Consider the following 20,956-nt stretch of genomic DNA (forward strand, 5'->3'; position numbering starts at 1 on the left):
GACATGACCCAGCCCCACGAGGACCCGCCCGCCACGGAATACGAACAAGAGGAAGAACAAGAGGAAGAAGAAGAGGAGGAAGAGGAGGAACGCGCCCCCGGCGAGGAACACGGCACGCCGGACGAGTTCCAGGAGTACGGCGCCGGACCGCCGCCCACCGAACACGAGGAGCCACCGCCTCCGTCGCCCCCGCCCACGGCCCCGGCGGCCGCGGCGGCCGGGGTGCCCACCGAGGCCGAGGTCCCCGGGTCGGGACCCGCGCAGGCCGCGCACAGGGGACGCGACCTGCGCGGGGACACCGCCCTGCTGCCGCTCTCGCTGCGCGACCGGTTCCGGCTGCGGGCCGTGCTGCGCCGCCCCGAGCATCCGTACCAGGCGGCCGTCTACCGCGTCGAGGACGACCGCGGCACCCACATCCTCAAGTGGTACCACCGCGGACACGGCCCGGACCGCACGGTGTGGGAGCTGCTGCGCGACCACCCGCGCCGGCACCTCACCCACTTCGCCGAGACCGACGACACCGGGGCGGACGGCCATCCGTACGACCTGGCCCCGTCCTACGGCGAGACCGACCTGGCGAGATATCTCAAGGACAACCCGGGCCCCGTCGACCCCGCGCTCATCCACCGCGTCGTACGACAGCTGCACGAGGCCCTCACGACCCTGCACGAGCTGAACGTCGTGCACCGGGACCTCAGCCCGGCCAACGTCGTGCTCGGCAGCCTCGACCCGGACGCCCCGAACGCCCCGGACCTCGCCCTCGTCGACTTCGCCGTCTCCGCCTACGAGCCCGCCGAGCGCTACACCCGCGACGAGCGCTGGGTCGGCACCGCGCTCTACATGTCCCCTCAGGCGTCGCTGCGCAACCAGCTCATCCACCCGCCCGCCGACTGGTGGTCGCTCGGGATGATCGTGGCCGAGATGGCCGGCGGACGGCACCCCGTCCCGTTCACCGACAACGACTTCGTCCGGGAGGAGATCAGCTCCCGCGCCCCGGACCTGGCGCTGGTCACCGACGCCCGACTGCAACTGCTCTGCAAGGGGCTGCTCACCCGCGACCCCGAACACCGCTGGGGCACCGACGAGGTGGCGCAGTGGCTGGTGGGCGGCACGCCACCGATCGCCCCCTGGGAGGAGGGCACCGCCCCCGGCGCATCCGACCCGACCGAGGACCCGGACGTCGAGCCGTATCCGTTCCTCGGCGAGCAGTACACCCGGCCGAAGCAGCTGGCCAGGGCGTTCAGCGAGAACTGGCGGCAGGCCCGGCACACCCTCGCCCGGCGGCGCGCCCGCGGGGAGTTCACCCACTGGCTGCGCCAGTTCGAGGGCAGGCCGGGTTTCGACGCCGAGGAACTGGCCGCGCTGCTTGTCCTTCTGGAACCGCAACAATATGCGGCTCCGCCGCGTGAACCGGGCCCTGTCACCCTGGTCCGCCTGATCTGCTGGCTCGGCCCCACCCTCGACGCCTCCTACCGCGGGGTGCCGTTCGACCCCGCGGGGCTGCGGGAATTGCTGCGGGCGGCCGGTCGCGGCGACGAGTTCGCCCTCTCCGTCGTCAAGGACCTTCAGGACCACACCATCCTGCCGCTGCTGGAGGAACGGCCCGGCGGCGAAGGGCTCCGCGAGGTGCACCAGCGGTGGCTGACGGCCCGGTCCCGCTGGGAGCACACCGTCGACCAAGTCGTCACCGAGTCGCCCCTGCTGCGCGCCGCACGTGCCGAGGTACGCGCCGCCACCCGGCTCGACCACACCCGGCTCGCCGCGCTCCTGTCGCTCGCCGCGGCTCCCGCGGCGCACAAGCGGCGGCTCGGGGACCGGGCCGCCCGCACCCGGGCCGCGCTGCCGCAGCCGGTGGCCTGGTACGACCGGCTGGTGCGCGACCCCGACGACCTGGTGCGGCTCCAGCTGGCCGAGTGGCTGGCCGGGTTCGCCGCGCAGGAGTCGGACGAGGCGCAGGGCCGGATCGACGAACAGCGCGCCGCCCTGCGCACCGAGCGCGATCTGGACGTGGCCACGCTGTGGGTGCGCCGACAGGACATGCTGCCCACGCTCGGCTGGGCCCTCGGCGGGGCCATGGTCCTCGTCTGCCCCTGGATCCTCATGATCGGCCTGAGCGACCTCGCGGGATGGTCCGCGCAGAGCACCGTGCTGACGGCCTGGATGCTGGCCCTCCCGGCGGCCGCCGCCGTCCCGGCGCTGGAGATGTGGGCGGCGTACCGCATCGGCAGCCCCTTCTACCACCCGGACCGCTCCCTGGCCGGGCTGCTGATCCGCCGCGCGCTGCCCGCCGCCCGTTTCATACGCAGCCCCGGCGTCCGCTTCCCGGTCCGCGGCCTGCTGATCCTGCTGCCGCTCGGCCTGATGTGGCTCACCGTGGCCTACGCCGCCTGGGTGTGGCCGCTGGCCACCGTGGCCGTCCTCGCCTGGTGGACCTGGCACCGGCTGCGCGGCTGGCGCCGCTACGTCGCGGAGCTGCGCGGCCGGGACGACCGGGCCCACCCCGGCCGCCGGGGGACGGCGGCCACCACGCCACGGACAGGAAACGTCATATGAGTTCAGCAGCAGCCCTCGCCAGTGTCGACGACGTGGTCCCGTATCTCTTGGAGCCCCCTCCGGATTTCAGCCTCATTGCGGAACCCAGCACCCTTCCGCAGGCCGTCCCGAACACAGTGCCGGACGCCGGAGTACCGCAGGATGTCACCCATCACACCGGGCTGACAGACCACATCGACACGGGAATCGGCCAACACCTCGGCCAGCACCTCGGCGATGCGGTCCACCACGCCACCGGGCACGCGGTGGACGCGGCCATGGACCAGATACACGACATGGTGATGCCTGCCCTGATCGGCATGAGCGCCCTCGGCGGGGCCCTGCTCGTCGGCCGCGCCACCATGGCCGGTGCGCAAGCGCTCGCGGCCGCCGCCATCCGCGCCGCCAAGGACCAGGCGGAGCTGAAACAGCGGCAGTTGGACGCCTGCCGGGCGGCCGCGTGCTGGAAGGACGCCGCCTTCGCCGCGGCCCGGGCCAACGCCCGCGCCGACGCACTGCGCGCCCGGATCCGGCGAGCCGGCCCCGACGGCCCGCCCGGCCCTCCCGACGTGCCGCCGCCGCTGGACCTGACGGGCATGAGCCTGGAGCAGATGTGGCGCCGGCTGGCCGACACCGACCGCCGGCTGCGATGCGCCGAGGCCGCGTACGCACGGGCCACGATGGTGGCCGCCGGCGGCCCGGTGTCCGTACCCCATACCCACGACACCGGCGCCGACGACGACTGGCACACCAAGCTGCGCGCCCGGCGTCACCAGGCGCTGGAGGAGTACGAACGGGCCGCCACCGAGACCGACTCGCGGGACGCGGCCCCACAGCGGCAGCCCGCCACCGCGGCGGCGGGCGCGCTCACCGAGGACGAGGTCCTGCGGCGGGGCGCCGACCTGCTGGCCACGCTCCCGCGCAACGTGTCCGCGGCGCACTTCCGCTTCATCGAGGAGAAGATCACCAGCGCGGCGGAGATCGTCGCCCGGCGGCCCTCCGCCGCCAAGCTCCATCTGCGGGAGGCCGCCCGCTTCGCCGAGCAGAGGACCCGCGAGGCCGAGCAGCTGCAGGAGACCGAGGAATGGGCGGCCCAGCAGTTGGCCTTCCTCCGGGACGTCCCGCCCGACGTCCCCGGTCCGCTGCCCGACGCCACGGCGGAGATCGCGGTCCTGGAGGGAATCCTGGACAAGGGCAGCACGCCGACGAAGACCGAGCGCCTCAGGGTCGAGGCCCGCGTCGGCGAGCGGGTCGACGCGTACCAGCGCGCGTACGCCGCGGAGGTGATCCGCGCGGCGGTCGAGCGCTCGGAGCCCGAGACGGTCACGCACTCCAGGTCCGGAGCGGCCCAGGTGATCGACTGGACCCCACCGGGCTGGGACGACGGACACTGGCTCCGCGTCAGCGTGGACGCGCACGGCTCCGCCCGGGTCGCCACCATGCACCGCGAACGCGGCCCGGACGAGGAGACCGACGCCGACCGCGACCTCGACCGGCGGCGCTGTGCCCAGGCCTCCGAGCACCTGGAGGCGTTGCGGCAGCTGACCAAACGGGCGGGCCTCAGCCTGACGTTCGACCTCGGGGCGCCGCCCGAGCAGCCGGCCCGGCGCGAGAAGCCCCAGCCGGTCCGTGCCTACCGGCCCGCGCCCAAAGCCCGTAGCCGAGACGACCAGGAGCGGCGTCGATGACCGAGACAGGCCCCTCCCCCGCGTCCCCGGCAGCCGGCCGCCAGGAACGCGTCCTCCCGGCCTTCGCCGAAGAGCTGGTCGGCACCCTCAGCGTGCACTCCCAGTACGTGCTGCACGGCAGCATCCGGGACATCCACCTCGTCCGGCACGACAAGAACCCCGACGAGGGCGGCGCGGAGCGGCAGTACGACGCCCACCACACCCTCACCGAGGTCCTGTGGAACGCCCTGTGGCAGGAGGGCTACGAGGCGCTGATCCGCTTCGACATCGCGGACGGCTTCACCGTCGTGACCGGCCCCGCGACCCAGGAGGTGCGCGAACTGCTGCACGGCCGGGACACCCCCAGGGCCGCCCGCGCCCAGCGCGCCGACACCCCCGTACACCTGGCCGAGGCCGAACGCACCCTGCGCTCGATCGTCACCGGCTGGAAGCAGCAGGGGCAGCGGCAGAAGAAGACACCCGAGGTCCGTCCGCGCCCCGATACGCCCCAGCGGCAGCACCCGTACCGCGTGGTGCTCCTGATCGACTACGCCGCCCGCATCCCCACCGACGTCACCCGCCTCAGCGACCCCGAGCGGGACTTCTTCCTCAACTGCCTGAAACTCGCCGAGGACGCCCGGCCGATCCCGGACCCGGACAGCGGGCGGCGGCTGTTCAACCCCGTGATCTGGCTCGCCGACGGCGAACGCGACCTGCCGACCTGGCTGGTGGCCGGCAGCGAGCGGGTCCGTACGATCGGCATCCCGCTGCCCGACCTGGGCGGCAGGCGGCGCATGGCCCAGCTGCTCGCGGAGGAGCACGCCGCCAAGTCCGGGGGTGGGGACGGGCGCGTGAACGGGCAGGTGCGGCTCGACAAGGAACAGCCGGACGCGGACCGGGCGCCGGACGAACACGACATCGACACCTTCGCCCGGGCCACCGCCGGACTGACGCTGCGCGCGATGCGGGAGAGCGCCCACATGGCGCTCGACCGCGGGCTCACGTTCGCCGAGATGCGGGACGCGGTGCGGATCTACCAGCTCGGCGTCAAGGACAACCCCTGGCAGGCGGAGTACGTCCGCAAGCAGATCAGGAAGGGCGAGGCCTACATCCGCTCACGGGTGAAGGGCCAGGAGAAGGCGGTCGGCAAGACGCTGGACATCCTCAAGCGCGCCGCCCTCGGCCTCTCCGGCGCCCAGGCCTCCCACCCCGGCAGCCGCCCGCGCGGTGTGCTCTTCTTCGCGGGCCCGACCGGCACCGGAAAGACGGAGCTGGCCAAGTCGGTGGCCACGGTGCTGTTCGGCACCGAGGACGCCTGTCTGCGCTTCGACATGAGCGAGTTCTCCGCCCCGCACTCGGTGGACCGGCTGCTCGGCGCGCCCCCGGGATACGTGGGCTACGAGGCGGGCGGCGAGCTGACCACGGCGGTGCGCAACGACCCCTTCCGGGTCGTGCTGTTCGACGAGATCGACAAGGCCGACAAGGGCGTGCTCGACAAGTTCCTCCAGGTGCTGGAGGACGGCCGGCTCACGGATGGGCAGGGGGTCACCACGTACTTCAGCGAGTGCGTGCTGATCTTCACCTCCAACCTCGGGGTGAGGAAGCGGACCGGCGAGGGCCGGCGCGAGGGGCGGGTGGCCCAGCCCGGCATGCCGTACCACCAGCTGGAAGAGATCATCCTGAGCAACGTCAAGGAGCACTTCGTGGAGGAAATCGGCCGCCCGGAGCTGATGAACCGGCTCGGCGGCAATGTGGTGGTCTTCGACTACATCGACGCGAAAGTGGCCGCGGAGATCTTCGACTCCCAGGTCGGCAACATCCAGCGGGTGCTGCGGGAGGAGCAGGGAGTGCATCTGCGCCTCTCCGACGAGGCGCATCAGGCCCTCTCCGCCCACTGCACGGCCGACGTCGACAACGGCGGCCGGGGCATCGGCATGCTGCTGGAGACCCATCTGATCAACCCGCTGGCCCGGGCGCTCTTCGACCAGGAGGCGCTGGCGGGCACGGTGGTCACCGTCACCGGCGTACGTCCGGCCGGGGATGGGACGGTGGCCCTGGACCTGCGGGTGGTACGGGGTGACGGCCGGTGAGCAGGGACGGCTGGGTGCGCATTCCCGATGACGGGGACGATGAGGCGGAAGAGGCGGGAGGGGTAACGGGGGCGAAGGACCCACAAGGACCGGAGCCTGAGCCGTCAACCTCGTGGGTGGCCGTGGGAAATGCCGCACCTCCCGGCCCTGCCTTCGGCGCCGATGACTGGGACGACTGGCCGTCCGGGGGCGTGGTGTCGGAACCCTGCTGGAAATGCCGTGCGCAGGTCTCCCCTGGGGACCCCCGCTGCGCATCCTGCGGCAGTACGCGCACCCATGTGGTGCTGATCTGCACCGACCCCTGTCTGGAGCTCAGACACGGACCCGACGACCCTCCGCTCACCCTGGGCCGCCACCCGGACTGGGCGCCGCGCACCGCCGCCCTCTTCGCCGACCGGCCGAAGGTCTCCCGCCGCCATGTGTCGATCACGGTGGAGCCGGACGGGAGCGCCTGGGCCGAGGAGCCGCCCGAGGGCAGCCACAACGGCACGTTCCTCAACGGCGCCAAGCTGATGCCGGGCGTCCGCACCCCTCTGCACGACGAAGACCAGCTCCGGCTCGGCCTGCGGATCAGCATCACCGTACGGCTGTACGGCCCAGGCCCAGGCCCCAGCGTCGGCTGACCCGGGCCTGAGCGGGCCGGGCGGCAACCCCCGTGCCGCCCCGCCCGCTCACATCCGCATGCCGGGCGGCACGATGACCGCCCGCAGCGGAGCCAGGAGCCGATTGGCCTCGCTCGCCCCCTCGAAGGTCCCCAGGTTGTGCACCTGACCCGGCACCGCCTTCAGCGGCTCCGCCCCGCAGCGGTCGCCGAACAGCACCAGCGCCCGGCGGTCCCGGTGCCGCCGCGACTCCCATATCAGCCCCTGGGCCCGTGGCGCCTGGCGCCGGATCTCCCGCGCCCAGGCGCGCGTCTGCGCATAGCCCGGCCCGTCGGTCTCCAGCAGCCACGAGTTCTGGAACACCCCGGACAAGTCCTCCTCCTTGACCAGCCGCACCAGCGTGAGGTCTTCGGTCACCCGCAGCTTGGACAGCGAGCGGATCGCCGCCTTCGCCCACGGCACCTGGCGCATCCCGGCCGGCCAGGTGAACTCCATGTCCCGCAGCAGCACCTCGGCCAGCGTGGTGGTCGGCTCCAGGGCCGCGTACAGATACGGATAAGGGTCCTCGGCCGTGCCGTCGAAGCGGCTGCCGCCGAAGTGGGAGTGCGCGGTGACCGGGTTGAACTCGGTGCAGGGGTAGGCCGTTTCATGACACCGCCACAGCTCGGTGCCCGCGTCCAGACCGACCAGGGTCGGACTCATGCGCGCGTCCTCGCAGGGAGCCTGCTCTACCATGCGCCATCCCCCACCAACGCGGCGGCGGCCTCGGTCAGCAGCGCGTCCGGCACCTGTCCCACCAGGGCGGCGGGCGTGTCGCGCAGCCAGGAGTTGCCGGCGAGCCACCAGTCCGCCGCGCCCCAGGGGTCCTGGTCGGACAGCAGCAGTCTGTTGATCCGCTGCACGACCGGGCGGGGCTCGCCGGTATCCGGATCGAACTGGAAGTCCGGGTAACGGTCCCCCAGCTCGGGGTCGGTCAGGCGGATCAGCCCGGCCCTGGCCGGATCGTCGGCGGCGGCGCCCGTGAGCTGTTCCGGGCCGCGCGCGGGGGCGGTCAGCAGCCGCCGCCTGACGCCCCGGGCGATCTCGGCGCTCGCGGGATCGAGCGTCGGCCAGTCCACCGACTCCAGCAGCCGTATCAGCTCGTCCAGCTGATCTGCGTCCGGGAAGACCGCCGCAGGGGCGGCGCCCGCCGAGCGGAGCTGGTCCAGCCGCCTGCGCAGTTCGTTCTCGCGCGGCAGTCGCAGCAGACACAGCCGCACCTCGCGGACCGCGCGGCCCATGGCCCTGGCGTCGTCCCCGACGCTCCGGAGCCGTCGCACACCGTCCTGGAAGCGGGCGAACTGCGCGGCGGTGAGCGACGCGCGGATCTCCGGCAGATGCCGGCGCAGCAGTTCCAGCAGATCGTTGGTGGTCATGGCCGTCCTCCCGCCACGGTGGCATGGGTCGCTGGGTTGCCCTGGTGGATGAACCCGGCCCAGGACACGACCCGGGCCAGCCCCCTCACATTGCCCTCGGTCTCCGCCAGCAACTCGTCCGTCAGCCCCGGCACGGGCCGACGCTCGGTGTCCAGCATCCACAGCTGCGCGGCCCGCAACGCGTCCGGCGGAGCCAGCCCGGTCACGGTCAGGTGGTGGTGGAAGACCACCATCAGCGCGGCGGACGCACTGTCCGACACCTTCCACCGCGAACCCACCACATCCGTGGCGCCACGGGCCAACAGCGCCGTCGTCGGGGTCAGCGCCTCGTCGTGATCGCGGCTGCTGAGGTCCGTCTCACAGGCACTGAGCACGATCAACGGCCCCGTGCCGGTCCCGTTGTCCCTGGCGGGCGCGGCCGGTACGTCGAGAATTCGGGAGACCGTCAGCCGACCGGAACCCTGAGCGCCCTCGGCAAGATGCAGGGCCGAGTCAGTGGGCCGCAGCCCGGCCAGACCGTGCACCACAAGATGCAGCAGCGAGGCGGGCGTTGGGCTGCCGGGAAGGTGGGAGAGCACATCCTCGGGCGTGCCCCCATCCCCTTCGGACGCGTGCTCATGCCACCCATACAACAGAGCATCGGGATAGTACGCGGCCCGCAGAGCCGCCACCTCGTCCTGCGCCCACATCAACTCCCCGCTGGGATCGTCCACCAGCACCGCACGCTCACGAGCCGCCATCCGCCCACGCCGCGCCGCCCGCAGAAACTCCCCACCCGACGCGGCATACGACACGACCGCGCCCTGGCACACATACCTGTACGCCGATGGCGCAGGAAGCCGCGCGGCGTGCCAGGGAACCGCACCGAGGTTGCCGCACGGCACGAGCACAAGCCGGAGAGGGGCCCGCCCATCCGGCCCGTCCGCCGTACGGACCCCCAGCGCTTCGAACACCGGACCGAGCACGGCCTCGCCCGACCAGTCGCACAAACCCTCCAGCGCGCCTTCCCACCGCCGATGGGCCTCGTCGTACGCGTCCAAGTCGCCCTCGGGCACGCCCGAACGCCGTGCGCCCGCGTCCAGATAGCGCTCCAGCGGCTGCCTGCCCAGCGCCCCGAGCCCCGACAGCACCAGCGACGTCGGCTCGCTGGTGCGTGGTACGAGCACGGCCACGCCATCGGCCGTGCCCTGGCCGGGCACCAGGTAGACCAGGGCGTCGGCGCCGACGGCCCGCAACCCCTCCCGCAGCTCCGCGACCCCGGGCGCGCCGAGCAGTCCACGCAGCCCCTCCGCCCCGCCGTCAGGCCGCCGCAGCGCGTCCAGTGCGCGGCGGCGCAGGGTGCTGGGGATGGCGAGGGCGGGGGCGGGCTCGGTGGCCGGCATGATGCGCGCGAGCGCGCTCCGGACGTCTTCCGGAGCGCCGGTGCCGGTGCCGATTCCCGCACCGCCGTCCGCCGGTGTGGCCTGGGGTGGGAGGTCCCGTACGGCGCTCCGCCACTGCTCGGCCAGCTCCGCCTCGCCCCGGGCGGCCAACTGCTCCGGAACCCCCGCCGCCGCGGCCGCCGCACGCAGCACCAGCCCCCGCCCGTTCTCCAGGGACTCCACCGCCTCGCCGATCCGCCCGTCCGCGGCGGCCCAACCTGCGGCGAGCAGCCCGCGGCTGGCCCCTGCCCGGGCCACTTCGAGGCCGTGTTCGGCGCCGAGTTGGAGCAGGACGTCCTCCGCCAGCACCCGCAGCGACTCCTGCGCGGTGGCGACGGCGGCGCCGATGTCGTCACGCTCCCGGTCGCCGCGCAGGTGGTACGCCTCGGCCAGGTCCCACAACACCTTCTGCCTGCTGTCCGGGCTGATGCGCTCGGTGAGGTCCCGGCGGGCCTGCTCCAGCTCGCCGATCGCCTCCTCCAGAACAGAGCGGTCGTCGGTCGACTTGTGGACGGCCAGCAGCGCGTAGACGAGGGCCTGCCGGATACGGACATGCCAGTCGGCCGTCGAAGCGGGGCCGTCCAGGGCTCGCCGGGCCCGGGCCACGGCTTCCCGGACCCGCACGGGGTCGGGTTCGAACAGGGAGAACAGGGTCAGTGCGGGGGCCCAGGCCGCGTCCAGCATGGGCCGGGCGAAGGCCGGGACCTTCGCATGCTCCGTCGCCTCCTCGAGATAGGCGACAGCGGTGCGCAGGGCGGTGGCCCCGCCGTCCAGCATGGCCAGGCTCAGGTGGGCCTGGCCGAGGAGGAAGAGCACCAGGAACCGCCACTCGCTGCGGTCGTCGGTCTCCTCCAGCAGGTCGAGCAGTTCGCCGAGCAGGTCCTCCAGCTTTTCGCTGTCCCGCTCGTCCAGGGCCTGGTTCGCGCGCATATGAAGGTGCATGCACTGGTTGCAGATCCGCAGCCCCTCCGCGAAGGGCCCGGTGGCGTGTGCCGAGTCGAACACCGAGGAGGCGGGGCCGAAGAGCCGGTCGAGTTGGGCGCGCGCCTGGTCGCGGTCCTTGAGGTTGCCGCCCAGCGTGGTGGCCGCCGCCAGCAGACCGGGGGAGATGAGGCCGGCCATCCAGTCCAGCCGCCCGGATCCCCCGTCGACCACCGCCCCGTTGATCAGCTCCGCCGCCTCGGCCAGCCGGTCGGCGTCGCCCGTGCGTACGCCGTGGGCCATGCGGCTCAGCGCGGCCCGCATCGCGGTCTCCGCCTCTTCGCCGTCCGGGCCCTGGCTCACCGCCTCGACCAGGCTGCCCAGGTCTTCCGGCCGGACGGTGCCGGGAACTTGGAGCTCCATCAGAAGAACGGCCTGGGCGAAGGTGAGGGCGGCCTCTTCTTCGGTGAAGTCCTCCGGCGGCTCGGTCCCACCGCCTTCGCCCGCTCCGTCCGCGGCGAATTCGGCAGCCATATCGCCCAGGTTCCGCAGCAGCTCGGAGTACCCGCCCGGCAGCCGCTGCGACATCTGGGCGGCCATGTCGGCCACCTGCTCGAGGTCCCCGGAGCGCGCGAGGGTTTGGGCCCGCTCAAGGTTCTCGGCGATCCACGCCATGGGTTCGGCGACGCTCTCGGGCAGCGCCGGCGCCATTTCGGTCAGCAGTCCGACCAGCTCCGCGAGGTCGCCGGTGAGTTCCGGGTCACCCGCCGATATCCGGCGGCCCACCTCGAAGGACTCCGTGAGCTGGGACAGCGTGCCGTTCCACCCGGTCACCATGGCGGGCGTCAGCAGCAGCTGGATCTGGTCGAGGCCGGCGAAGGTCCTGTCCCGCGGGTCGAGCGCCCCGGCGGCGCGGGCCGCGCGCAGCAGCCCCAGCCCCCGGGCCCGGTCCTCGTCGGTGGGGGCCCGCTGGTAGCGGTCGGCGTACAGGCCGCCGAGCCGGGCCCGTACGGTGCACAGCAGCGGGTCGGTGTCCGGGACGGCGGCGGCCAGCTCCGCTTCGAGTGCGTCCAGTTCGGACCGTACGCGGTCGGCTCGCGCGGGGTCGGGTGGTGCGGAGTCTGATGGCGCATCGGCGGCGCGGTTCGACGCGGTGCAGGCCAGGGCCTCGGCCGCGGCCCGTTCGGCCCTGTCGCGTAATGCCACGACGTCCTTCTCGTGCATGAGCCCGTCCCCCTTCGCCTCGCGAGGCTCTGTCCATCATCGGCCCACAGGCTCGGACACAGGAGGGGATTGATCGGCTCTGCCGGAAACCGACCGGAAGACGTCCACGAATCACCCGGAGTGCTTCTCCCGCAGGACGTACAGGCCCGCGGCCGACCCGAGCACCACGACGCCCGTGCCGACGCTGACGAGCATCTGCGTGACGCCGCTGAGCGTGATGCTGGTGAAGACGTTGGCGACGAGGGCGATGGTCAGGAGGGTCCAGAGCAGAGACTTCATGGCGAGTTCCTTCGGAGGGCGGTTCCGGTGGGCTTGTGAGATCCACCATGCCGCCTCGGCACAAGGGAGTTCGAGGGAGTGCCCTCCCGACGTCATGGTGTAGCGCGCTACACCAACGGCCGGGGAGATCACCCACCCGCGCCCTTACGGCCGTTCACCTAGCCTGAGGCCATGCGGGAGACGGTCGGTCAGGCGGGGCGGGCCACAGTCCAGTTGATGAAGGGGGCCGGGCTGGCCCTGGTGTCGTATCTCTTCATCGCGTTGCTGCTGTTCACCGCCGTCGCGACGGTCATCGTGGTCGGCGCGGGCGTGCTGCCCGAAACGGTGCTGCTGCTGCGCGGGATGGCCGGGTTCAAGCGGCGGCAGGTGGCCGCCTGGTCGGGGAAGCCGGTTCCCGAGGCGTACCGGCCGCTCACCGGCGAGCTGTCCGAGCGGGTGCGCACGGCGACCCAGGACCCGGGCACCTACCGGGACCTGGGCTGGCTCTTCGCACACTTCGGCTACGGCCTCGTCCTGGCGTACGTCTCGCTGATCGTGTGGCCCGTGGGTCTGCTCGTCGACGGGGTGTGGTGCGGGCTGCTGCGGCGCCCGGCCGTCGTGCTGCCGCTGCTCTCGCGCCTCGCCGACCTCGACGCCGCCTGGTCGACCGCGCTGCTGACCCCCTCGCCGGAGGCCCGGCGCAGCGCCCAACTCGCCGAGCGGGTCGAGGAGCTGACCGTCACCCGGGCGGGCGCGGTGGCCGCGCACGGCGCCGAGCTGCGGCGCATCGAGCGCGATCTGCACGACGGCGCCCAGGCCCGGCTCGTGGCCCTGTCGATGCGGGTGGGGCTGGCCAAACGGGCGTACGAGAAGGACCCCGACACGGCGCGCAAGCTCCTCGACGACGCGCAGAACCAGGCCGAGGAGGCGCTGACCGAGCTGCGCCACGTCGTCCGCGGCATCCACCCGCCGATCCTCACCGACCGCGGCCTCGTCGGCGCGGTCCGCGCGCTCGCGGCCAGCAGCGGCCTCGACGTGGCCGTGGACGCGGACGGGGTCGGGGGGACGAAGGCCGGGGGGAAGGCCGAGGGGGAGGACGTGCCGCGCGCGCCCGCCGCGGTCGAGGCGGCCGCGTACTTCGTCATCGCGGAGGCGCTGACCAACGCCGCCAAGCACAGCGGGTCCCAGCGCGCCTGGGTGGAGCTGCTCCGTACGACCGGACGGCTGCGGATCGTGGTGCGCGACGAGGGCCGGGGCGGCGCCGAGGGCGCCTCCCCCGCCGCGGCGCCCGGCGGGGGGACGGGCGGCAGCGGATTGCTCGGCATGCGTCGCCGGGTCGCGGCGCTGGACGGGACCATGGACGTGACGAGCCCCGTCGGGGGGCCGACCGTGATCGAAGTGGAGCTGCCGTGCGCGTGGTGATCGCCGAGGACAACGCGTTGCTGAGGGAGGGGATGGTCCTGCTGCTGACCTCCGCCGGGCACGAGGTGGTCGCGGTCGCCGGCAGCGGCCCCGAGGTACTGCCCGCCCTCCTCGAACACCGCCCGGACGTGGCCGTCCTCGACGTGCGCATGCCCCCGGGCTTCCGCGACGAGGGCCTGCGCGCGGCGCTCGCGGCGCGCCGGGAGATCCCCGATCTGCCGGTGCTGGTGCTGTCCCAGTACGTCGAGGAGACCTACGCCGCGGAACTGCTGGGCGGGGGCGCGAGCGGGGTCGGCTATCTGCTGAAGGACCGGGTGGGCCGGGTCGACGAGTTCCTGGACGCCCTGGAGCGGGTCGCGGCGGGCGGCACGGCGCTGGACCCGGAGGTGGTCACGGAGCTGATGACCCGGCGCCGCGACGATCCCCTGGACTCCCTGACCCCGCGTGAGCGCGAGGTGCTGCATCTGATGGCGGAGGGCCGCGACAACACGACGATCGCGAAGACGCTGGTGGTCTCGGACCGCGCGGTCAGCAAGCACATCGGCAACGTCTTCGCGAAGCTGGGCCTGCCACCGAGCGACAGCGGACACCGCCGGGTGCTGGCGGTGCTGGCGTATCTGAACAAGGGGTGAGCCCGGCCTTGGGGCCGGGCTCTGTCCATGCTCCCGCCGCTCAGCCACCGGACGGGCTCGCCCCCGGATACCGCCCCCGCAGCGCGGCCCAGGACGGCGCCAGCGTCCCCGCCGCCGCCGTCACGGCGACCACGGCGACGATCACCAGCCCCTGAACCGGCGGCAGATACGGCACCGTACGGGCCATCGCCACGCTGAACGCGAGCAGCGGCACCGACGCCACGGCCGCGCCCACGGCCAGGCCGGTCACCGCGGTGGCCGCCGCTTCGAGGCGCAGCATCCGCCGCAGTTGGCGGCGGCCGGCGCCCGCGAGGCGGAGCAGGCGCAGTTCGGGGCGGCGGCCGATCGTGATGAGGGACAGGGTGCTGAGGACGGCGATCACGGTGAAGGCTCCGATCGCCGAGACGGCGGCGACCGTGACCACCTCGACGAGCGTCTGGTCCTCCGGCTCGACCTGGATCGGCGCGGGGTCCTGTTCCACGCGGGCCCCGGGGACCGCCGCGGCCAGGGCCCGCGCGACCGCCGCGCGGTCGGCGCCGGGGGCGACGGTGACCAGGACCCGGCCGGGCCCGGGCATCGTGGTGTGTGCCAGCAGTTCGTCGCGCGAGAGGAGGAAGTCGCCCAGCGCGAGGGAGCGTTCGTAGACCGCCACCACCCGCGGCTTCGCCTCCGTGCCGTCGCCGAAGCGCAGCGTCACGGTGGAGCCGGGCCGGGCGTCGAGGGAGCGTGCCCGGTCGCCGCCGACAGCGACGGTGCCGGGGCGCAGGGCCCGCAGGGAGCCGTCCCGCACCCCGGAGTCGAGGGTGTGCGGCAGGCCCTTCGGGGTGACGCCGAGGACCGGCAGCCGGTCGAGCCGGGGTTCGCCGGCCTCGCGCCGGGCCAGGACCACCGTGCCGTGTACGACGTCGGTGGCCGCGCGCACCCCGGGCACGTCCCGGATCCGTTCCACGGCGCCGCCGGGCAGCCCGCCGTCCGCGCGCACCGCGAGGTCGGCGCGCATCGCCTCGCGCGCCTGGCCTTGGCCGGCGTGGGTGAGCGTCGCGCCGCCCGCGAGCTGTACGGCGGCGAAGGCGGTGACGAGGATGATCGGGGTGAGGGCCGCGCCCAGGCGGGTGGCGGAGGCCGTGCAGTTGGCGGCGGCGAGGCGGCCGCCGGGGCCGCCGAAGCGCCGCAGCGGGGCACCGAGGACACGCATCGCGCCCGTGGCGATCCACGGCCCGAGCAGCGCGCACCCGATGACCATGGTCACCGCGGCCGTCCCCGCCGCCATGGCGGCGGCCTGGCCGGACTGGAGGACGGCCGTCCCCGCCGAGCCGGCGCCCAGGGCCAGCAGCACCAGCCCGGTGATACGGCGCGGCGTGCCGGGGGCCGGCTCGCGCAGCGCCTCCGCGGGGCGGAGCTTCGCGGCCCGGGCGCAGGCGATCCACGCCGCGGCGCGCGCGATCAGGACCGTGATCCCCGCGGTGACCAGGGGTGCGGGCCACAACCAGGGCGGGAGGGGCAGTTCGAGGCCAGGGGGCAGCGCGCCGCGCGCCTCCAGCAGCCCGCGCAGCCCGGCGTACGCGGGCAGTGCCGCCGCGGCGCCCAGCAGCGACGCGAAGGCCGCGACCCGTCCCACCTCCCGGCCGACCGCGCCGCGCAGCTGCCGCGGCATCGCGCCGACCGCGCGCAACAGCCCCAGCTCGTGGGAGCGTTGCCGCAGCGCCTGGACGACCGTCGAGGACACCACGAGCAGCGCGATGAGGACGACGGTGGCGGCCACGGACGCGAGCAGTTCCAGCATGCCCGCGCGGGCCGGGGCGACGGCCAGGAACTCGGGGCCGCCGCGCCCGTTCCCGGTCAGGACCCGGACCTTGGCCGAGTCGCCGTCCGCGCGCCGCCCCACGCTGTGGATCCCCGCCGCGTCCAGCGCGTGCCGTACCCGGGAGTACAACGCGTCGGTCCCCACGCCCGGTTCGGCGAGCACCCCGATGGCGTCCAGGGTGCCCGGGTGCCCGGCCAGGCGGCGGGCCTCGGCCGCCTCGAAGTAGACGGCGGCGCGCGGGCCGTCGGCGGTGCCGACGACGGTGTACGCCGCGTCGGCGCCGGACACGCGCAGCGTGATCCGCTCGCCGGGGCGGGCGCCGCCGCCCACCACGATCTCGTCCGCCGCGCGCGGGGCGCGCCCGTCCCGCAGTTCGTACGGCGCGAGCCGGGCCGCGTCCCAGGCGCGCCCGGTGACGGCCTCGCCCGCGCGTCCGACCTGGAACACCTCGTCGGCGACGGCCTCCCGTACGCCGGGCACCTTCCGCACCACGCCCAGCGCGCCCCCCGGCACCCGCACCCGCTCAGTGAGCCCGGCCCGCGCGGTCTGGGGGTCGCTGCCCCAGGGCTTGGCGGTGAAGCGGGTCTCCTGGTCGCCGGTGACAACGAGGTCGGCCGCCGCGTACCGCTCCACCCGGGCGTGCCCGAGCCCGGCCGAGGCGAGGGCGAGCACGAAGGAGCCGAGCAGCAGGGAGGTGAGGGCCAGCGCCGCGAACACGGCGGCCCACGCCTTGCGGTGCGTACGGGCGGCGCGGGAGGCCAGCAGCGCGGTCACGCGCACCCCGCCCCGCTCGGCGCCCGCCCCGCCCTGCTCACCCTTGGAACGAGGAAGGCTCATGCTCCCCACCCCTCCTCACGTACCGCCAGCTGTGTGCCCTCGCCCGCGTCCCGCCCCAGGTCCCGCATCACGCGGCGCACTTCATCCGCCCCGGGCCGGTCCAGCCACCCCACGGTCCGACCCCGCGCCAGGAACAGGGCCTGATCCGCCCAGGCGGCCGCGACCGGGTCGTGGGTGACCATCACCACCGTGTGTCCGTCGCGGTCGACGGCCTGCCGCAGCAGCGCGAGCACGTCCTGCGCGGTGGCCGGGTCGAGCGCGCCCGTGGGCTCGTCCGCGAAGACGATGTCGGGCTCGGTGACCAGCGCGCGGGCGATCGCCACCCGCTGGGCCTGCCCGCCGGACAGCTCCGCCGGCCGGTCCTCGCCCCGCTCCCCGAGCCCCACCGCCGCCAGCGCCCGCGCGGCCCGCCCGTCGGGCGGCGCGCCTCCGAGCAGCAGCGGCAGGGCGACGTTCTCCGCGACGCTCAGCGAGGGCACGAGGTTGTGCGCCTGGAAGACGAACCCGATCCGCTCCCGTCGCAGCCGCGTCAGCGCGGTCTCCTTGAGCGAGGCCAGCTCCGTGCCCCCGATGCGCACCGTCCCCGCCGTCGGCCGGTCGAGCCCGGCGGCGCACTGCAGCAGGGTCGACTTCCCGGACCCGGACGGCCCCATCACGGCGAGAAGCCGCCCCCGGGGCACCGTGAGGTCGACGGGGTGCAGCGCGACGGTCCCCCGCCGGTACTCCCTGCTCACCCCCTCCAACGTGAGCGCGTCGGCCACCGGCCCCGCCGCGCTCACCGTCGCTGAACCGCCTCGCTGCCTGCGCATACGTACGTCCTCCCCCAGTGATCGGATGGGTCTCCAGGTCCGCTCACGAGGCTAGGAACGGGCGGGGGCACAAGGCAGGGAGCACACTCCCGTTCTGAGGGTGCAGCGGGCTACACCCTTCGAGAGCTATTCATCTCGGGAGTAAACCCATACGGAGTTTTCCCGGGCGGAACGAGTCCCGGACACGGCCTCATCGAGCCGTCATGACGACGGCCCCCGTGATCACGGGGCGGCTCATTGGGGTGCCTTTCACACCGGCCGACGCGGGCGAGGAGCCAGGGCGGCTCCGAGCGGGCGGCGTGCGCCGGCGAGTAAAACCGCAGGCACCGGGTGGTGGCCCGGCCTAGGCTCTGCTGCTGTGGATCTGAGAACTTTCGTCTTCGGCGCGCGGCCCGATCTGCATGAGCGGGCTCACGAGATCTTCAGCGCGGACTGGCCCGAGTTCATCTTCCATGACCCCGTCGCTGACCAGTACATGGCGCGGGTCCGGGAGTGGTTCGGTGAACTGAGCCTGCTCTTGGTGGATGACGAGGATCAGATCGTGGCCGGCGGGTGGGGCGTGCCGCTGCGCTGGGACGGCTCACTCCCCGACCTGCCCGACGGGTTCGACGACTCACTGACGCGGGCCGTCGGACTGCGGGAGAAGGAGGGCCGGGCCGACACCCTGGTGATTGCCGCGGCCCAGGTCCGTGGGGATCTGCAGGGGCGTGGCCTGGCTGCCGAAATGCTCCATCGGCTCGCGGCGGCCGGGGAACGAGCCGGACTGACGCGGGTGATCGCTCCCGTGCGGCCCACCCTGAAGGCGCGCTACCCGCTGACCCCGATGGAACAGTTCATGAGCTGGACGCGCGCCGACAACACTCCACTTGACCCATGGCTGAGAACGCACCATCGCATGGGCGCCCGGATTCTGTGTGCCGCCGAGCGTTCGATGGTGATATCGGGCTCGGTCGCCGAATGGGAGGAGTGGGCTGACATCGCTCTCCCGGCTTCTGGGAGCTACGTTGTGCCGGGGGCACTCGCACCGGTGCTGATCGATCGCACGGTCGATCTCGGTGAACTTGTGGAACCCAATGTGTGGGTGCGACATCAGTGACGGGGTCATGTGACGGGTAGCAGCCGGTCACGCCGGAAGCGCCCCGGTCACCCGCGCCCACCGGCATCACGTACTGCGCGCAAGGCACTTTCGATCGCGTTCCGAAGATGCGGTCGAGCATCTCCCGCGTCAGCCTTGCTCAGCAAGCTCGAAAGAAAGTCCGGATCCGGGTATCCGCCTGCCTGAGGTTCCTTCGTCGCCCACAGCTGCGACCAAATGGAGATCATCATTTCGTTGCAGGCTTGGGCCTGCCGCAGTTCAGGCCCGCCGTCTCCGGTGAAGACATCGCGTGCGGAGATCCCCAGCCGGTGCCCCAGGGCCACCAGGAAGACTTCTCTGGACTCCGAGTTCAGCATCGCCAGAACTTGATCCCGAGCGTTCATTGGTCCATGTCCCAGAAGTCTTCATCCGTCATTGGTCGGCCTCCACCATAGGACTCGCGCGGCAGGGAATCGATGTCGTATCCACGCGACCGCAGAACGGAGACCCTGGTATTTCCATTCATGATCGTTCCATCCGGCTTGACGATCAGCGGTTCATGCGCACCAGGCCTCAAGGACCACACGATGTCCTCCGTGTCCTGCTTGCGCCAGAAGTCCAGGGAACTCTTGTCGAGTGAGCTGTCCGGATGCAGTGATGTCAGTGGGGGTTCTTTGTCTCCGCACCCTTCCAGGCCGAGCGGGTCCTGCCAGGTGTGCGGGTTGCGCACATATGCCTGGGGGCTCGGTGCGGGGGCCAGGCCGAGGGGGTCCGGGGAGAGGTAGCGGGCGGTTTCGGGGTCGTAGTAGCGGAAGAGGTTGTAGTGGAGGCCGGTTTCCGGGTCGGCGTACTGGCCGGGGAAGCGGAGGGGGCAGGTCGTCGCGGGCGGTCTGTTCGGCCAGGCGGGTGCCGTCCCAGGTGAAGGCGAGGGGGGTTCCGTCCGGGCTGGTTTTGGATATGCGGCGGCCGAGCGGGTCGTAGGTGTACGTCCACTCTTCGCCGTGCGGGGTAGTGGCCTTGGTGAGGCGGTCTTCCGCGTTCCAGGTGTAGGTCCAGGTGCGGGTCTGGCCGCTGAGGAGCTTGCGGGTCTTGCGGATGAGGCGGCCGGCCGCGTCGTGTTCGTAGGGCCACGGAGCCGCCGCGGCGCACGGCGCCGGAGCCGCCGGAGGCCAGGGCGAGGAGGAGTTCGGGGGTGAACTGGCCGGCGGCGCGGGCGGGGTTGCGCTGCCACTCGTCCCAGTTGGTGACGGCCTTGGCGAACTCCTTGGGATGGTCGACGGCGTACGCGACGCCGTCCTGGATGCCGGCCAGATGGAGGCCGACACCACCGGGCCCGTCCTTGACGAGGTCGTCGAAGCCCTCGTACCACCCGTACACGGTGTCGCCCGCACCGCCGGCGAAGTCCCCGAGCCCTTTCTTGACCTTGTCCCACCCTTTCGGTGCCGGGGGCTTGTCCGGGGCCTTCTCCGCCGCCTTGACCAGTTCCTTCTTCGCCGCGTCGATGACCAGCCGCAGCTCGCTCTCCAGCTTGTCCAGCCGGCGGTAACACCCCTCCAGCGCCGCGATCCCCGGATCGTCCTTTGGCGGACGCTCCGGCAGGGAATCGTCCTTGCGGTCCACAGCGGCGTTGTACGCGTCGACCTTCTTCCAGTACGCCTTGGACGCCGCCCGCGCCGCGTCCGCGTCCTCGATGACCGGCTTGACCCGCTTGTGGACCGAGCGCAGCTTGTCGGCATAGGAGTCCAGCGCACCGGCGGCGGCGTTGAAATACCTCCGCGCGGACTCCAGCTCCAGGGGAAGCTTCTCCGTCGCCTGCTGGAAACCCTCCGAACCCGCCCCGGTCCAGTCCATCAGCGACAGCACATCCAGCTGCCCCTGCCCGTCCTTGAACGCCCCCGCATAAGCGCGGAGCTTGACCGCCAGATCATCGACATCGGACGGTTTGCCGTAGATGACGTCACCCGGCTCGGCACCCGGCGGTATGCGCTCGGCCGGGCCACCCTCCATCGCGTCCCGGGAGGTCATGCGATCGTCCCCTTCGATCCACCGTCGACGACCCAGCCGCCGTCATACAACTTGCGAGGATTCCCCGGCGGGTCATAGGACCCGCCCGACCCGCCACCCCCGCCACTCCCGCCACTGCCGCCGGTCGAGCCAGGGCTCCTGGTAGATATGCGGGGGCGGGTCGAACTTCGGCCGGGACCCCTCCTGCCACGCCCTCAGGCCCTGCTCACCGAACGGCAGCTT

At 73.1% G+C, this 20,956-nt stretch carries 14 protein-coding genes and 2 pseudogenes; 7 read left to right on the forward strand and 9 right to left on the reverse strand.

Annotated elements, in window-relative coordinates; all coding sequences use genetic code 11:
* The first annotated feature begins 3 nt into the window (after positions 1-3).
* From PV419_RS22895 to PV419_RS22910, 4 genes are all read left to right on the forward strand, one after another.
* Positions 4-2,553 (forward strand): protein kinase domain-containing protein, encoded by a 2,550-nt coding sequence (locus PV419_RS22895; RefSeq protein WP_319691698.1) that lies wholly within the window; start codon positions 4-6, stop codon positions 2,551-2,553.
* Positions 2,550-4,220, forward strand: coding sequence for a hypothetical protein (locus PV419_RS22900; RefSeq protein ID WP_319691700.1), 1,671 nt, complete (start codon positions 2,550-2,552; stop codon positions 4,218-4,220). Before PV419_RS22895 ends, PV419_RS22900 begins: the two co-directional genes overlap by 4 nt.
* A complete protein-coding gene (locus PV419_RS22905; RefSeq protein WP_319691702.1) occupies positions 4,217-6,289 on the forward strand; it encodes an AAA family ATPase in 2,073 nt (690 codons plus the stop codon). The genes PV419_RS22900 and PV419_RS22905 overlap by 4 nt, the downstream gene beginning before the upstream one ends.
* Before the next feature lie 278 nt (positions 6,290-6,567).
* Complete coding sequence (locus tag PV419_RS22910; protein WP_319691704.1) at positions 6,568-6,912, forward strand: FHA domain-containing protein; 345 nt, start codon at positions 6,568-6,570, stop codon at positions 6,910-6,912.
* Between the two features lie 48 nt (positions 6,913-6,960).
* Here the strand turns inward: PV419_RS22910 and PV419_RS22915 are convergent, their stop codons facing one another.
* From PV419_RS22915 to PV419_RS22930, 4 genes are all read right to left on the reverse strand, one after another.
* The gene (locus tag PV419_RS22915; RefSeq protein WP_319691706.1) at positions 6,961-7,593 is read right to left on the reverse strand and encodes an RES family NAD+ phosphorylase; all 633 of its coding nucleotides are present in this window, start codon (positions 7,591-7,593) and stop codon (positions 6,961-6,963) included.
* A 26-nt stretch (positions 7,594-7,619) separates the two neighbouring features.
* The gene (locus PV419_RS22920) at positions 7,620-8,306 is read right to left on the reverse strand and encodes a hypothetical protein (RefSeq protein ID WP_319691708.1); all 687 of its coding nucleotides are present in this window, start codon (positions 8,304-8,306) and stop codon (positions 7,620-7,622) included.
* Positions 8,303-11,872, reverse strand: coding sequence for a CHAT domain-containing protein (locus PV419_RS22925; RefSeq protein ID WP_319691710.1), 3,570 nt, complete (start codon positions 11,870-11,872; stop codon positions 8,303-8,305). The genes PV419_RS22920 and PV419_RS22925 overlap by 4 nt, the downstream gene beginning before the upstream one ends.
* A gap of 111 nt (positions 11,873-11,983) precedes the next feature.
* Entirely contained in the window at positions 11,984-12,151 is a 168-nt protein-coding gene (locus tag PV419_RS22930; protein WP_319691711.1) for a hypothetical protein, read from the reverse strand.
* A gap of 171 nt (positions 12,152-12,322) precedes the next feature.
* On the opposite strand from PV419_RS22930, the gene PV419_RS22935 reads away from it, so the two are divergent.
* Positions 12,323-13,552, forward strand: coding sequence for a sensor histidine kinase (locus PV419_RS22935; RefSeq protein WP_319691713.1), 1,230 nt, complete (start codon positions 12,323-12,325; stop codon positions 13,550-13,552).
* A complete protein-coding gene (locus tag PV419_RS22940; protein WP_319691715.1) occupies positions 13,540-14,184 on the forward strand; it encodes a response regulator transcription factor in 645 nt (214 codons plus the stop codon). The genes PV419_RS22935 and PV419_RS22940 overlap by 13 nt, the downstream gene beginning before the upstream one ends.
* 40 nt (positions 14,185-14,224) lie before the next feature.
* Here PV419_RS22940 and PV419_RS22945 read toward each other — a convergent pair whose 3' ends face one another.
* Both PV419_RS22945 and PV419_RS22950 read right to left on the reverse strand, forming a co-directional pair.
* The gene (locus PV419_RS22945) at positions 14,225-16,825 is read right to left on the reverse strand and encodes an FtsX-like permease family protein (protein WP_319691716.1); all 2,601 of its coding nucleotides are present in this window, start codon (positions 16,823-16,825) and stop codon (positions 14,225-14,227) included.
* Positions 16,822-17,634: an ABC transporter ATP-binding protein gene (locus PV419_RS22950; protein WP_319691718.1), complete on the reverse strand. Its 813-nt coding sequence runs from the start codon at positions 17,632-17,634 to the stop codon at positions 16,822-16,824. Before PV419_RS22950 ends, PV419_RS22945 begins: the two co-directional genes overlap by 4 nt.
* Before the next feature lie 358 nt (positions 17,635-17,992).
* On the opposite strand from PV419_RS22950, the gene PV419_RS22955 reads away from it, so the two are divergent.
* Positions 17,993-18,730, forward strand: coding sequence for a GNAT family N-acetyltransferase (locus PV419_RS22955; protein ID WP_319691719.1), 738 nt, complete (start codon positions 17,993-17,995; stop codon positions 18,728-18,730).
* Between the two features lie 47 nt (positions 18,731-18,777).
* Here PV419_RS22955 and PV419_RS22960 read toward each other — a convergent pair whose 3' ends face one another.
* From PV419_RS22960 to PV419_RS53345, 3 genes and pseudogenes are all read right to left on the reverse strand, one after another.
* Positions 18,778-19,086, reverse strand: coding sequence for a hypothetical protein (locus tag PV419_RS22960; RefSeq protein WP_319691720.1), 309 nt, complete (start codon positions 19,084-19,086; stop codon positions 18,778-18,780).
* A gap of 305 nt (positions 19,087-19,391) precedes the next feature.
* Positions 19,392-19,833 (reverse strand): annotated as a pseudogene (locus PV419_RS22965) (RHS repeat-associated core domain-containing protein); the annotation flags it as partial.
* 334 nt (positions 19,834-20,167) lie between these two features.
* Positions 20,168-20,734, reverse strand: a pseudogene (locus tag PV419_RS53345) (putative T7SS-secreted protein); the annotation flags it as partial.
* Between the last annotated feature and the right edge of the window lie 222 nt (positions 20,735-20,956).

Origin of the sequence: Streptomyces sp. ME19-01-6, from assembly GCF_033793745.1 — a bacterium.
Lineage (GTDB): Bacteria > Actinomycetota > Actinomycetes > Streptomycetales > Streptomycetaceae > Streptomyces.